A 13492-nucleotide genomic window follows, 5' to 3' on the forward strand; every position below is an offset into this window, starting at 1 on the left:
AGAGACATAGTTCTTTCCGTTTTCGGTAAGCCTAAACCGTCACCAATCGCCCTCCGGGAAGTACGGCTGGGTCCAGAGGGTCACCTGGAGGGTGACCGACTTGAACCATGCGTGGAACATGTCGTTTACCATCCCCTCGCTGTGATCCCCGTTCTCGAGGAAGTCCCGGATCGTGGCGGAGATGGGATAGATGAAGGCGATCAGGTAGCGCGCGTGGATATGGTCGACGGCGTCGGCGTCGTCGGTTCGGTTCTTCTTCTCGCGGTGATGTCGCAGTCCGATCTCGTACTGGTAGTTCAGCCACTCTTGGTCGTAGGGCGGATCGCAGGTGTCACGTATCCACTGGCCGAACCGTGCGCGCACCCGATCGAGGTACTCCTCGTCGGGGGTGCCCTCTCCGTCGGTGAAGTAGTAGACGAGGTGGTCGTTCGCGCCGACGAAGTCGTACCACAGATCGAGGATCTCCTCGATCTGGGGTTCGAGCACCTCACCGGCCTCCCGAAGCGCCTCCTCGTCCTCGGCGTCGAACATCACCGCCGCCTGCAGCCTCTCCAGTTCCTCCTCGTCGTACGGGGCCTCGGGGAGCGATTCGTCGCCGTAGTCGTAGCCGGGGATCTCCTCGGACATCACGGGAGAGGATACCACGCCCGAAGTTGTAAATCGGGGAGTAAGAACCAAGCGAGTAGGTCCACGATTTCGAAGCGATGGGAACCGATCTCTGGGACGTGCTTGGCTGTAAGTGGACCCGGCGGATCGTCGCGCATCTCGCGGGCGGGGAGACGCGCTTCAACGAGATCAAGCGCGCCCTCGGGGTTCCCACGAGCACCCTCTCGGCCCGTCTCAAACGCCTCGAATCGTCGGATATCGTCTTTCGGGAGGTCGAGGAGAGCACGCCCCCGGCGGTACACTACGGCCTCACGAACCGGGGCGAGCGACTGGCAGAACTGCTCGCCGAGATCGACCGTCTCGACTAGAGGCTGTAGCGTTCGCCGTCGACCGCGAGCGGCTCCGCGAACGCCTCCTCGGGCGGGTAGAAGTGCGCGAGGTGGACGAGGCGGGTCCGCTCGGCGTTCAGTTCTTCGGCTAAGTCGAGTGCCCCCTCGCGGGTCATGTGTTTGGTCCCGAACGTACGGGGCACACCTTCGGAATCGTGGTGGCGTCCCCCGATGGGATGGCCTTCACACCGCGAGGCCGGAACGATGGCGTCCGCGAGCAGGAGGTCCGGGTCCGAAAGCGCCTCCTTCGAACGGTCGGGCACGTCGTAGCTGGTGTCGCCGGTCAGCGAGAGCTTCGTCTCCCCTTCCTCGATGACGAGCCCGTAGCAGTAAAGCGGCGGGTGATCGACCGGCACGAGCGTCACGTCGAACCCGCAGGTCCGAAACCGCTCGAATGGCGCGTGGTCTCGAACCGTGATCCGGTCGAGGTAGTCGTATTTGTCCCGGATCGTATCGGCGACGCTTTCGTCGGTCACGGGGTCGATCTCGTTGGCAGCGTGAACCGGGAGGTCCTCGAACAGCCGGTAGGCGTTTCCGAGCCCGTCGAGGTGGTCGAAGTGGATGTGGCTGATGACCATCGCATCGGGCAGCGGGACTTCCTGTGTGAGAAACTGGTGGCGAAAGTCGGGGCTGGCGTCGATCAACAGCGACTGGTCGGTCACCTCGTTGGTGAGGTGAACCGAAAAGCGACTGCGCTCGACGCCGAGTTCGCGCGCGCGCTCGCAGGTCCCACATTCACAGTCCGGCGTCGGGGTCCCGGTCGTATCGCCGGTCCCCAACAGCGTGACTTCCATCAGTGATCGTGGTCGTGATCGTGTCCCTCGGGTGACCCGCCGGCGACCAGCGCCTCGTGATCGCCCTCGATCATGTCGAGGTCCTTCAAGGTGTCTCGCTCCTCGAAGTCCGTAACCGCATCCAGCAGGTCACGCTGGGTCAGCGTGCGACGGTTCTCGGTCAGCGCCTCCAACACCGCTTCCCGGAGGACCATCCGCAGGTCGCTGCCGGTCAGGCCCTCGGTTTCCGTAGCGATCTCCCCGGGGTCGAAGCCGGTGATGTCCATCTCGCGGGTGATGACGCTGAAGATGTCCGCGCGCATTCGATCGTCGGGTTTGGGGAAGTTGACGATCTCGTCGAAGCGGCGCCACGCCGCGGCGTCGAGTTGGTCGGGGTGGTTGGTCGCCCCGATGAGAAGGACGTCGTCCTGGATCAGGCTCACCTCGTCGATACTCTTCAACAGCGTGTTGACGGCGCGCTTGATCGCGGCGTGCTCGTCGCTTCGCCGCGTTTTGGCGACGAAGTCGAACTCGTCGATAAAGAGGATACACGGCGAGAGGCGTTTGGCGACCTCGAAGACCTTATCGACGTTTTTGGCCGTTTCACCGAGGTACTGGCTGGTGATCATCGAAAGTTTGACTTCGACGAACGGCAGGTCCAGATCGTGGGCCAGCGCCCGCGAGGTCGTGGTCTTGCCGGTGCCGGGCGGTCCGACGAAGAGGAGCTTGCCGATCTCGCGAAGCCCGATGGCCGCCAGGTACTCGCGGTGCTCGATGGCTTTGACGATCTTGTCGATCTCGGCCTCCTGCTGGTCGGTCAGTACGAGATCGTCGAGGGTCATCTCGATCTCCTCGGGGGCCCGGATGTCGACGAGATCGAGCATCTCCGCCTCGTCCTCGTCGTCGGGATCGAAGTACGTCTCGAGCAGGTTGTCGATCCAGACGCGATCGGCCCGGATCGGCCGGGCGTTCTCGCGGGCGTGCTCGTAGTCGACGGGCACGTCGATATCGCGGTCCTCGTAGAACCCCGAGAGGGTGGGGTTGTCGGCGAGTCGCCCCTCGTCGGTTCGCGTTGCGACCCAGTCGGCCGCCAGATCGGAATCCGAGAGCGTCAACTCGCCGGAGAACTCGGCTCGCTGGGTAAAGAGCAGATCCGAAACCGCCTCCCAGGGCTCGTTGACGCCCGTAGCTTCTCGGGCGTTCTCCTCGGTCACCGAGAGCGGGCGCTCGATCGACCCGCCCTCCCAGAACACCTTTCGGTACTCGGCGGGCAGGTCGTTCTCGTCGAAGCGCCGGTCGGTGCTGTAGGCGTGAGCCGTCAGTAGGAACTCGACCACCGGAAGCGCCGAATTACTCATTCCCACCACACTTATCGCCCCGGATTCTTAACGCCATCGACATTCGGACCGCGTTGTTCTCCTCGCGTCCGCCTCTTGTATTATTATTTATCATTTATTATATATTCGTGCCCGATCCGTCGATCCGTCGACCGCCGAGCACTCTCCTCTAGGTGTTCGTACCCGTCCGAACGGGAGCTAGTCGAAGCCAATGGGCAGAACGTGTATCGAAAACGACTGATATACTACGGATGGAATAAGCTTTTGTCTCTGAAAGATCATTAATGGGTATGACTGCTCCAGCGCACAGTCTCCTCGAGACCGTCATGCGGCGGCGGGCGGTTCTCGAGTGTCTCGGGGACGGTCCACGCGAGAAGCGCGGCCTCACCGAGCGCCTCGACGTCTCGAGACAGACGGTCGATCGCTCGGTTCGGGAACTCGAGGCCGCCGCCTTGGTCGAACGTGCCGACGAGGGCTACCGGCTGACGCTCGTCGGGAACCTGGCCTACCGGGAGTTCGAATCGCTGCTCGAGCGGTACGACCGCCTCCGTCTCGCCCGCGACCTCCTCGCCTATCTCCCGCCGGAGACGGGACTCGATGTCGACTGTCTCCTCGGCGCGGAGGTCGTCCATGCCGGCCATCCGATGCCCCACGAACCGGTTCGGGAACTCGAACGCCTCGTCGAGAGCGCAGCGCACCTCGTGGGCTACTCCCCGATCGCGTTTCCCCAGTACGTCTCGCTGTTCTACGAGCAGATCACGCGGACCGACACCGAAATCGAACTGTTCCTCGATGCCCCGCTGGTCGAACAGCTCCGCTCGAAGTACGACGAGAAGCTCCGTGAGGGGCTTGCGGCGCCGAACTTCACCCTCTATCGGCTCTCCGAGTCGCTCTGTCCGAACATGGGGATCCTCATCGCCGACGGCACGACCGTCTGGATCGGCATCTACGACGAGACCGGCAACGTCCGCGGGTCGATCACGACCGAGGCCGACTCGGCGCTCGCGTGGGCCCGCACCCACCTCGATGGCTGTCGGGATCACGGCCGGGAGGTACGCTTGCGATCGACCGGTCGATGAACTCCTCTCCCGGTCCCGGGAGTTGTACGGCCGTTTAAGTTCGCCCCGGCCGAAACGGGCCCAATGGCACCTGATACCACCCCCGTGATCGCGCAGGCGGTTCGCACCCCCTTCGGCAAGCAGGACGGGGTCTTCGAGTCGGTCCGCAGCGAGGACCTCTCGATCCCGCTGATCGACGAGATCCTCGCCGAGACGGGACTGGGAAGCGACGACGTCGACGACCTGATGTGGGGCGTCGCCCAGCAGCGCGGCCAGCAGGACAACAACGTCGCGCGCGTGATCGCGTTGCTGTCGGAACTGGGCGAGGGGACGCCGGCGACGACGATCAACCGCTGGTGTGCCTCCTCGATGCAGGCGATCATCTCCGCGAGCGACGCGATCCGCGCCGGCCAGCGCGAGGCGATCATCGCCGGCGGCGTCGAGTCCATGTCGAACGTGCCGATGGACGGGGAGTCCTACGCGCACCTCCATCCCCGACTCGCCGAGACCTACAACGTCGGCGAACTGGAGATGGGGATGACCGCCGAGAAGGTCGCCGAGACCTACGACGTCTCCCGGGAGACCCAAGACGAGTTCGCCCTGCGGAGCCACCGACGGGCCGCCGAGGCGACCGACGAGGGCCGGTTCGACGACGAGATCGTCCCCATCCGGACCGACGAGGGGACCGTCGACGAGGACGAGGGGATCCGACGGAATACGGACATGGAGACGCTCGCGGGTCTACCGACGGTGTTCAAGGGCGACGGCACCGTCACGCCCGGCAACGCCTCCCAGATCACTGACGGTGCCGCGGCGACGCTGGTGACCAGCCGCGCGTTCGCCGAGGACCACGGTCTCGACGTGCTCGCGGCGGTCGGCTCGAACGCCGTCGCCGGCGTCGATCCGACGGTGATGGGAATCGGGCCCGTTCCCGCCACCGAGAGCCTGCTCGAACGCACGGGTCGGGGGATCGACGAGTACGATCTGGTCGAGATCAACGAGGCCTTCGCCAGCCAGTGTGAGTACTCCCGGCGCGAACTCGGGATCGATCCCGAGCGCCTGAACGTCAACGGCGGGGCGATCGCGCTCGGCCACCCGCTGGGTGCAAGCGGCGCACGCCTGCCCGTGACGCTGCTTCACGAACTCACAAAGCGCGACGCGAGTCGTGGACTCGCGACGCTGTGTGTCGGGTTCGGTCAGGGCGCAGCCATCGAGTTCGTCCGATAGCGTCCCCGAGCGGAGCCCTATATACTCCTCCTAGAAAACGCCATTACCCGCTCGCCCGATCGTTTCGACACCGATGGGAGCCCCGACGCCGGAACCGGACCGTTCGAACCGGACCGAACGCGACCGCCCGCGACGTGGAATCGACCGGGGATCGCCGTCCCTCCGCCGGGCTCGTGCGCCCTGCGAACGCTGTGGGGACGCCATCGAGACGGACGTACCGGCGTGTCCTCACTGCGGGAATCACCCGCTCGCCGGCGTCAAGACCGGCAGCGTCGTCGTCATGTTCGTCGGGGCGGTGCTCGCGGTGGCCCTGAGCCACGGCGCGTTCGCGCTCGTCTCGCTTCTCGGGGTCGGGCTGTTCTGTGGCGGGGCCGGCGTCTACTGGATCGCCACCGAGCGTTACAGCCCGACCGAACACGACGCGGGCGGCTCCCCGCGTTCTGTGACCGAAGCGAGCGACGCCCGAACGGACTGACTCACTCCGAGAGGCGCTCGGACAGGAAGTCACCGAACCGGGCCTCGCGCCGGCGGTACTCGTGGACGAACCGCAGCGCGCCGACGTACCCGACGGCCGTCAGGACGACGGCGACGAGGAGGTTGCCGAGCACCAGCCGGGTGACGATGGCCGGTCCTGCGTCGAACGAGACGTCGGCGAGCGTCACGCCCGGGACCGGCCCGAGCAGGAGCGTTCCCAGCGAGAAACTCGCGGCGTAGACGCCCCACTTCGCGACGGGGTTGAGGACCCGACGGAGGCAAACAGCGCGAGTTTGCTCACGCGCTCGAGGAGCGCGACGATGAGGACGAACACCAGCAATCCCGCGCCCAGCGTCGGCAGCGCCGTGATGAAGACCCCGAGCGCGAAGCTCGCGGCGATGTCGCGGGGTGGGTGGTCCTCGGTCGAGATCGCCTCCAGTTCCGACCGGACCCCACGCCGGTACTCCGACAGCCGTTCCCGAAGCATCGGCTGGTCCGACGTGGTCGAGCGAGATCAACCCTTCGTACCCGTGCCGGCGACGCCCGTCACCCCTCTCGGTTGGCCTCGCCGGCCAGTTCGCGCCGCGAGCGCCCGCTGGAGGGCGGCCCCGCCGGGCGGTCCTCGTCGTCGTCGGTGACGTCCCGATAGAGGGTTTCGAGGAGGCCGATCGTGTGGTGGATCGAGTAGCGCTCGACGGCGGCTCTGGTCTCCCGGTCGCCGTCGAGACACGCCTCGATCGCTCCGGCCATCGAGTCGAGGTCGCCGTACTCGAAGCGCACCCCGTTGTCCGGGCCGATGGTCCGGTCGAACGGCGGCGCGTCGACGGCCGCGACGGGGGTTCCACAGGCGTTGGCCTCGAGCGTCGACAGCCCCAGCGTGTCCGCGGTCGAGGCGGTCACGAAGACGTCGATCGAACTGTAGAACGTCGGCAGCTCCTCGCGGGGCAGAAACCCCCTGATCTCGACGTTTTCGGGGGCGCGTTCCTCGAGGGAGTCGCGAAACGGACCCGCACCCACGATGCGAACGTCGTACTCGGGTAGTTGCCTCGCAATCCGGAGGATCTCCCGGACGTTTTTCTCCATGCTGAGACGCCCGCTGTAGCCGATCACGGGTCGCTCGGAGAACCACCGCCGTTCGGTCGGCGCGAAGAAGTCCATGTCGATGCCCACCGGGAGTTCGACGTGCTCGACGTCGCGCTCGATCCGCGAGGTCGAGGCGGTCACGGCGTCGAAACTCCGCAGAAAGGCGTTCTCGAGGGGCACGTAGGCCCGTCCGAGCGCGCGCGCCAGCCGGTCCGAGCCGACGCTCTGGTGGAAGTACTCCTCGAGGGGGGTGTGGTGGGTGTAGATCGCCGGGATGTCGTGTTTCCGGGCGTAGTACCGGCCGAGCAGTCCCACCGGGGCCGGGCCGTGACAGTGCACGAGATCGAGGTCGGGCAGCGTCGAGGGACGCCGGAACAGCGGGACGTTGTACCCGCCGTAGAAGGGATTGGGCAGCGAGGTGACGGGGAGTTCGCGCTCGTCGGGTTCGTAGTCGCCGTCGGGGTAGACGACGGACACCTCGTGGCCGGCCGCCTCGAGTCGCTCGCGCCAGAGCTGGATGGTGTAGGTCACCCCGTCGATCTCCGGGAAGTAGCTGTCAGTGAAAAAGCCGATCCTCATTCAGACCACCGCCTCGTAGACGGCTTCGAGCTGGCGGGCGGTCTCCGGGAGGGCGAAGGAGTCGCTGGTTCGGGCCGCATTCGTACCGAGTTCTTCTCGGCGTTCGGGGTCTTTCAACGCTTCGAGTTCGCGCTCGAACGATCCCGCTGTCTTGAGACAGTCCTCGCCGTCGGTCAGCCACGAGAACGTCTCGATGTCCCTGACCACCGCGGGATGGCCGGTACTCATCGCCTCCAGCAGCGCGATCCCCTCGTTTTCCTCGTGGGTCGGGAAGAAGAAGACGTCGCCGGCCGCGTACGCCCCCCGGATGTCCTCGACGTAGCCGGTGAACGTGCAGTTCTCCGGCGACCCGTCGATCAGCCGCTTGGTCTCGCGGCCCTTCAGGGAGCGATCCAATGGGCCGAACCACGCGAAGTCCAGTTCGGGCATCCGACGGGCCGTCTCGACGAACGTCTCGAGTCCCTTGCGCTTGAGGACGTGCCCGACCGCGAAGACGGTCGGCTCCGAGAGGTCGTAGCGCTCGCGGTATTCCGATTCGAGGGCCGCGAAGCCCGCGAGTTTCTCGCGGTCGACCCCGTTCGAGATCACGGTCGTCGGCGTGTCGGTGTACTCCTCGATCAGCCGGCGGTTGTACTCCGAGGGACAGATCAGCGCGTCCGCAAGCCCGTAGACGCGCTCGAGATACGGCTTGAGCGGTTTGGCGAGGGCGTTCGTAAAGCGAAAGCTGTCACCGAAGTCCTCGGCGGTCACGTGGGTGTGGGCGATGACGGGCACGCCGCGGGTACGGGCCCGTTTCGCATACCACACCGAGCGCGGGCCCATCAGATTGAGGTGCAGGGCGTCCGAGTCGAGGTGCGGGTCCATCGACTGGTCGATCCCAAGCCGGCGCAGCATCTTGCGCTGGTTCTTGACCGACTCGCGGATCCCACCGGTGATGTGGTCCTCGAACTCGAAGTAGTGACTGATCTTCATGCAGTCTGCGCTAGCTCATACGGAACCCGTACTATCAATCTTTCAGTATTGACTCCGTCCCCACCGTGGACGCTCGATTCGACCGGTGGGCTTCCGTTCCGAAGATATCAAAAGAGCTTCACGAGCCGCACGGTTCGCTTCGATGGCAGGTCCCCGCGGCGCGATTCGATTTTAGTCGAGTTCGAGCCACGGCACCTCGATCAGCGCCGGAATCGGCGTCTCGATGTGGTGTTCCCAGACGCCCTCCTCGCCGAAGGCCTCCCCGTGGTCGGCGGTGACGACGACCCGTCCGTCGAGGTCCGCCACCAGATCGTCGACCTCTTCGAGCGCGATCCGGAGGTTCTCCTCGTAGAGTTCCATCGCCGCCTCGCGGGTGCCGTTTCGCACCAGATCGGCCGGATCGAGTTCGAGCCACAGCCCCGCCTTCTGGGCGAGTTTGCTCCCATCGAGGGCGCTCTCGACCTTCGGGCGGACGACGTCGCTGATCCCCGAGAGCGCACTGCCGCCGTCGGCGCTCGCCTCCCGGCCCTGCCGGTCGATGCCCTTGCGGATCTGCTTGAGTTTCTGGCCCTTTCCGCGCCCGAGATACGGCGCGTGGGGCTGCATGTAGTGCAGTACCGTCCGGTCGGCGCGCTCGACGGCCTCGGAGTGCTCGCGGAACGACGCGGCGAGGCTCTCGGGGGGGACCGTCCCCAGCTCGTCGTCCCAGCCGTGTTTCCAGACGTCGAACACCTCGGTGATGTGATCGGCGGCGGCCCACTCGTAGTCGCAACTGGCGCCCCACTTGAGTTCGTTCAGCGGGATGCCGAGGCTGTTGATGAAGGGGTTGCCTGAGAAGTACGCGATGTCGTGGTGATCGGTAAAGGTCCGATAGGCCCACTCGGGCGTCGAGGAGCCCTTGCTGCGGCGCTTTTCGAGCGTGCCGTCGAGGTACTCGTCGTAGACCTCGCTGAAGACGTCGTAGCGACACGCGTCGAGCACCACACAGTAATCCCAGTCGGACTCGAGAAAGCGGTGGTCCTCCATTAGTTGCCGTCGGTTCCCGTCACGGCCATGTATTCCTATTGGTTTCGGCCTGCTCGGGGTAGAATCGTTCCCGAGCGAATCACTCCAGATATCCCAGTTCCCGCAGGCGGTCTTTCGTCTCCGCGTCGGCCTCGTCGAGCGCGTCCTCGGCGCTCGCCTCCGCGGGCGTGGTCCACGCGCCTCCGACCTCGTCCTCGAATCGGGAGAGTGCCCGCTCGGCGGCTGCGACCCGCTCGTCCTCCTCGGACGAGAGCGACGAGACCTCCCCTGGATCGTCGTCGAGTCGGTAGCCTTCATCGGGGATCCGGTCGGCCCGGACGTACTTACCCGCCTCGCCGCGGGCGGCACGCATCCGGGCGTAGGCCCGATGGTCCTCGGGCAGGGTGATGCGGGCCTCGCTGGCCTTTTCTTCGAGATGGTGGAGTTCGATCACCGGCTGGGCGTACTCGACGAAGGCGTAGTCCCCGCGTTCTCCCTCCTCGCCGTCGCCATCCAGTACGGCGCGCTGGCCGATATCGGGGGAGTCGACACCGTCGAACGCCCGGTACTCGTTCGACAGCAGCGAGCGGGTGGGATCGAACGCGGTCGCGCCCGGAACGCCCCCGGCGTCGACTGAAAGCGAATCGAGTGTCGTGTGATAGAGGTCGAGCAGTTCGACCAGCTCCTCGTTTCGCCCCGCGTCGATCTCGGGGTGTTTGACGAGGAGCGGGACGTTGATCAGTTCCTCGTAGAGGGCGAACTCGTGGCCATAGAGGTCGTGTTCGCCGTGGAGTTCGCCGTGATCGGCACAGACGATGACGGTGGTGTCGTCCCACTGGTCGGTCTCGCGCAGCCACGCGAACAGCCGACCGAGCTGGGCGTCCATATGAGCGATCTCGGCGTCGTACAGCCCCCGGATCGCCTCCCACTCCTCGTCGTCGATGTCGCGTGCCCCGGAGTTGTACTCCTTCGAGTTCTGGCACACGTCGGCGGGATCGACGCCGGGAGCGAACTGCTCGCGCTGGTCCTCGGGGGGGTAGTACGGCAGGTGGGCGTCCATCAGGTTGACGAACGCGAACCACCCCGCTTCGCTCTCGCTTTCCTCGATGAACGATCTCGTGCGGTCGATTACTGCCGGTGTTTTCGAGTCCGCGCCCTCGCCGCTTGCGAGTTTCTCGTGGGCTTGGGCACCCAGCCTGACGAGCCGGGTCGCGACCTCGTTGAGCCGGTCGTTGTCGTTAACCAGCCGCCAGGCGCGCGCCAGTGGCCCCGAGAATAGGTCCTGGGGCAACACCTCGAAAAACGAGTCCTGGGCGTCGAACCCGCGGGTCAGCTCGGTGTAGGGGGTAATCCAGGCGTTCGAGGAGTAACAGGCCGTGTCGTAGCCCGCCGCCGAGAGCGCCGAGGCCAGCGTCGGGACGTCCTCCAGATACGGGCTCTCCTGGTCGGCGCCGTGCTGGCTCGGATAGAGCCCGGTGAACATCGAGGCATGAACTGGAAGCGTCCACGGCGCGGGCGCGACGGCCGACTCGAAGACGGCCGCCTCCTCGGCGAGCGTCTCCAGTTCCGGCGTCGTCGGCCGGTCGTAGCCGTAGGGCGTGAGGTGGTCTTTCCGAACCGTATCCAGAACGACCATCAGGACGTTCCGGGGCTGCTGGCGGCCCATTTCTCCGTCAATCGGTCGTCCGTACCGATAAATCGGTCGACATGCGTCCGCCCCGGTGCGAACGATATCAGACGTTTCAAGGTCCGCTCACGCCTCGATCGTGTATGAACGGTCGAAACTGGCGGGCGCTGGTCCTCGGCTTTGGGGCGGCGCTCGTGCTGTTCGTCGGGCTCTTCTTCCTCGTCGGTGCGGGCGACGTCCTCGATTCGCTCGCGACGGCCGACCCGACGCTCGTGGCCGCGACCGTCGTCGGGGCGCTGTGCTGGCTCGCCGCGTGGGCGCTCATGCTCCGGTCGATCCTCCGGACCCTCGACGTCACCATCCCGGTCGTCCGGGTGTTTTTCGTCTACGCCAGCGCCGTCTTCGCGAACAACGTCACCCCCTTCGGGCAGGCCGGGGGCGAGCCGGTCGCGGCGCTGCTCATCTCGAAGGTCTCGAAGGCGCGCTACGAGACCGGCTTCGTGGGCATCGCCACCGTCGACGTGCTCAACGTCGTCTCGTCGCTCTCGCTGGTGTTCGTCGGCGTCGGCTACTACGCGACGACGACCATCATCGGCGAGCGCCTCCAAACGGCCGTCCTCTCGGCGATCGCGGTCGTCGCAGCCGTCGCCGTCCTCCTGGTACTCGGCTGGCGCTACCGCGAGCGGATCGTCGAGTCCGTCTCCGAGGGCGCCGCCGACACGGTCGCACGCCTCCCGGTCGGCCACTCGGACCCCGAGGCCGTCGCCGAGGACCTCTCGGGGCGTCTGGAACGATTTTTCGATCACATCGCCCGGCTCGCGACCCGCCGGCGGGCGCTCGCGGTCGCGTTCGGGCTCTCGACGCTGGGATGGCTCTTTCAGGCCGTCGCGTTGCTGACCGCCTTTTGGGCCATCGGCCACAGCGTCCCGATCTACGTCGCGCTGTTCGTGATCCCGCTCGGTAACCTCGCCGGGGCGGCCCCGCTGCCGGGCGGACTGGGTGGGATCGAGGCGGCCTTCGTCGCGCTGTTGGTCCCGACGACGGGGCTGGCGGCCGCGACCGTCACCGCCGCGGTCCTGATCTACCGGGGGACGATCTATTGGCTGCCGGTACTGATCGGCGGGGGGTCGATGGCGGCCTTCGGCGCCCGCACGGTGGCGTGAGACTCAGAGCGCGGAGAGACAAGGCTTAACGCGCGACCCCGCTTTCGGGAGACTGTCTCGCCAATGTACCTGCTGCAACTCGATCGGATTCCGACGGAGGTCGAGACTCTGCTCACCTCGGAGTTCGCCCTCGCCGTGTTGTTGCTCATCGCCGTCCTCGAGGGGGCGATGATGCTCCGATTCATGCCGAGCGAACTCGTCGTTCCCACCGCCATCCTGTTGATCGGCTCGTCGATCCCCGAGGTGATCACTATCGTCGCCGTCACCGTCGTCGGGACCACGATCGGCCAGTTCGTCCTCTTCTCGCTGGTTCGGCGCGGCGGGCGGAACTACATCCTGCAAAAGCGCTGGTTCCCCATCAGCGAGTCCCGCCTCGACCGGATCGACGGCTGGTTCGAGCGCTGGGGCCCGGTCGCCGTGCCGGTGAGCAACACGATGCTGTTCATCCGCGGCCTGCTCACCGTTCCCGCCGGCCTCTCGGACATGGATAGCCGAGTGTTCGTCGTCCTCTCGGCACTCGGATCGCTCTCCTTTCAGTCGATCCTCGCGGCGCTGTACCTGCTGGTCGATTACCAGTTCGTGCTGGATAACTACCTGCTCGTCTGAGGATTCTTCGATACGGGAGCCGGTCGAGCGAAAACGAATGGCTCCGTTGGAACACCATCTGTTCCATATCTACGAGTCGGATAGCCGGTAGATTGTTTATGCGAGTCTTACAGACGGTCGGATACATGAGAATCTCGCTGAATACTCATTATGGGAAGAAGATTTTTAGTTGAACAAAAGTCATATGGGCCATGGCTTCCCGTGAAAATCGCCTAACTGTAGTTTCCATCATTATCGCCCTTCCAACAGCCTATCTTTCGAGAGCGCTACTTGACTCCGTTAACGTTGGCGAACAGACCGGCTTTATGGTGTCGTTCTTCGTCCTGATAGGTGTCGGTGTCTTCCTGCCCCAGTTCCTTAACCGCCGCCTCAATTAGATACCTCCCCTGTATCTACCACCGACCGGTATTCCAGTACTTTCCCGAGGACCTCGTAGGGAGCGGCTGATACGTAGCTCGTGCGAATTGGTCGAAGTCTTGTGGAGCGATTCATCGTGGATTAGTGGAAAATCTTATCACTATTTAGTAAAGATATGTTTACACAATATCGAACTTACCCTTTATTGGGAGAGAAGATGAACGGTCTCAGAAAAT

15 protein-coding genes are annotated in these 13492 nt (G+C 65.1%); 6 read left to right on the forward strand and 9 right to left on the reverse strand.

All coding sequences use genetic code 11. From position 1 onward, the window contains the following. Positions 1 to 39: 39 nt before the first annotated feature. Positions 40 to 627, reverse strand: a complete 588-nt coding sequence (locus HACJB3_RS03835) for a protoglobin domain-containing protein (protein WP_008417828.1) — start codon at positions 625 to 627, stop codon at positions 40 to 42. 77 nt (positions 628 to 704) lie between these two features. On the opposite strand from HACJB3_RS03835, the gene HACJB3_RS03840 reads away from it, so the two are divergent. Beyond that, positions 705 to 974, forward strand: a complete 270-nt coding sequence (locus HACJB3_RS03840; RefSeq protein ID WP_008417827.1) for a winged helix-turn-helix transcriptional regulator — start codon at positions 705 to 707, stop codon at positions 972 to 974. On the opposite strand, the gene HACJB3_RS03845 is transcribed toward HACJB3_RS03840, so the two are convergent. Both HACJB3_RS03845 and HACJB3_RS03850 read right to left on the reverse strand, forming a co-directional pair. Further along, on the reverse strand, positions 971 to 1789 hold the full coding sequence (locus HACJB3_RS03845; RefSeq protein ID WP_008417826.1) for an MBL fold metallo-hydrolase: 819 nt from the start codon (positions 1787 to 1789) through the stop codon (positions 971 to 973). The genes HACJB3_RS03840 and HACJB3_RS03845 overlap by 4 nt on opposite strands. Next, complete coding sequence (locus HACJB3_RS03850) at positions 1789 to 3126, reverse strand: ATP-binding protein (protein WP_013199380.1); 1338 nt, start codon at positions 3124 to 3126, stop codon at positions 1789 to 1791. The genes HACJB3_RS03845 and HACJB3_RS03850 overlap by 1 nt, the downstream gene beginning before the upstream one ends. A gap of 269 nt (positions 3127 to 3395) precedes the next feature. On the opposite strand from HACJB3_RS03850, the gene HACJB3_RS03855 reads away from it, so the two are divergent. The 3 genes from HACJB3_RS03855 to HACJB3_RS03865 all read left to right on the forward strand — a co-directional run bounded on the left by HACJB3_RS03855 (position 3396) and on the right by HACJB3_RS03865 (position 5865). Beyond that, positions 3396 to 4184 (forward strand): helix-turn-helix transcriptional regulator, encoded by a 789-nt coding sequence (locus HACJB3_RS03855; RefSeq protein WP_238532824.1) that lies wholly within the window; start codon positions 3396 to 3398, stop codon positions 4182 to 4184. 63 nt (positions 4185 to 4247) lie between these two features. Then, positions 4248 to 5390: a thiolase family protein gene (locus tag HACJB3_RS03860; RefSeq protein WP_008417823.1), complete on the forward strand. Its 1143-nt coding sequence runs from the start codon at positions 4248 to 4250 to the stop codon at positions 5388 to 5390. Between the two features lie 73 nt (positions 5391 to 5463). Continuing rightward, positions 5464 to 5865 carry a hypothetical protein gene (locus HACJB3_RS03865; protein WP_008417822.1) on the forward strand — a complete coding sequence of 134 codons (402 nt, stop codon included), beginning with the start codon at positions 5464 to 5466 and terminating at the stop codon, positions 5863 to 5865. Between the two features lies 1 nt (position 5866). On the opposite strand, the gene HACJB3_RS20620 is transcribed toward HACJB3_RS03865, so the two are convergent. From HACJB3_RS20620 to HACJB3_RS03895, 6 genes are all read right to left on the reverse strand, one after another. Next, a complete protein-coding gene (locus tag HACJB3_RS20620; RefSeq protein WP_008417821.1) occupies positions 5867 to 6052 on the reverse strand; it encodes a hypothetical protein in 186 nt (61 codons plus the stop codon). Next, positions 6049 to 6351: a DUF2062 domain-containing protein gene (locus HACJB3_RS20625; RefSeq protein WP_008417820.1), complete on the reverse strand. Its 303-nt coding sequence runs from the start codon at positions 6349 to 6351 to the stop codon at positions 6049 to 6051. Before HACJB3_RS20625 ends, HACJB3_RS20620 begins: the two co-directional genes overlap by 4 nt. Before the next feature lie 59 nt (positions 6352 to 6410). Then, entirely contained in the window at positions 6411 to 7526 is a 1116-nt protein-coding gene (locus HACJB3_RS03880; protein ID WP_008417819.1) for a glycosyltransferase, read from the reverse strand. Continuing rightward, complete coding sequence (locus tag HACJB3_RS03885) at positions 7527 to 8498, reverse strand: glycosyltransferase family 4 protein (RefSeq protein WP_008417817.1); 972 nt, start codon at positions 8496 to 8498, stop codon at positions 7527 to 7529. It lies immediately after the preceding gene. Positions 8499 to 8669: 171 nt separating this feature from the next. Continuing rightward, the gene (locus tag HACJB3_RS03890; RefSeq protein WP_008417816.1) at positions 8670 to 9524 is read right to left on the reverse strand and encodes a hypothetical protein; all 855 of its coding nucleotides are present in this window, start codon (positions 9522 to 9524) and stop codon (positions 8670 to 8672) included. A gap of 79 nt (positions 9525 to 9603) precedes the next feature. Then, the gene (locus HACJB3_RS03895; protein ID WP_008417814.1) at positions 9604 to 11169 is read right to left on the reverse strand and encodes a sulfatase; all 1566 of its coding nucleotides are present in this window, start codon (positions 11167 to 11169) and stop codon (positions 9604 to 9606) included. A gap of 104 nt (positions 11170 to 11273) precedes the next feature. Here HACJB3_RS03895 and HACJB3_RS03900 point away from each other — a divergent pair, with 104 nt between their 5' ends. Next, a complete protein-coding gene (locus HACJB3_RS03900) occupies positions 11274 to 12293 on the forward strand; it encodes a lysylphosphatidylglycerol synthase transmembrane domain-containing protein (protein ID WP_008417812.1) in 1020 nt (339 codons plus the stop codon). Between the two features lie 63 nt (positions 12294 to 12356). Then, positions 12357 to 12899 (forward strand): DedA family protein, encoded by a 543-nt coding sequence (locus HACJB3_RS03905; RefSeq protein ID WP_008417810.1) that lies wholly within the window; start codon positions 12357 to 12359, stop codon positions 12897 to 12899. Positions 12900 to 13492: the final 593 nt, after the last annotated feature.

It is taken from the genome of Halalkalicoccus jeotgali B3 (assembly GCF_000196895.1).
In the GTDB taxonomy this organism is placed as follows: domain Archaea; phylum Halobacteriota; class Halobacteria; order Halobacteriales; family Halalkalicoccaceae; genus Halalkalicoccus; species Halalkalicoccus jeotgali.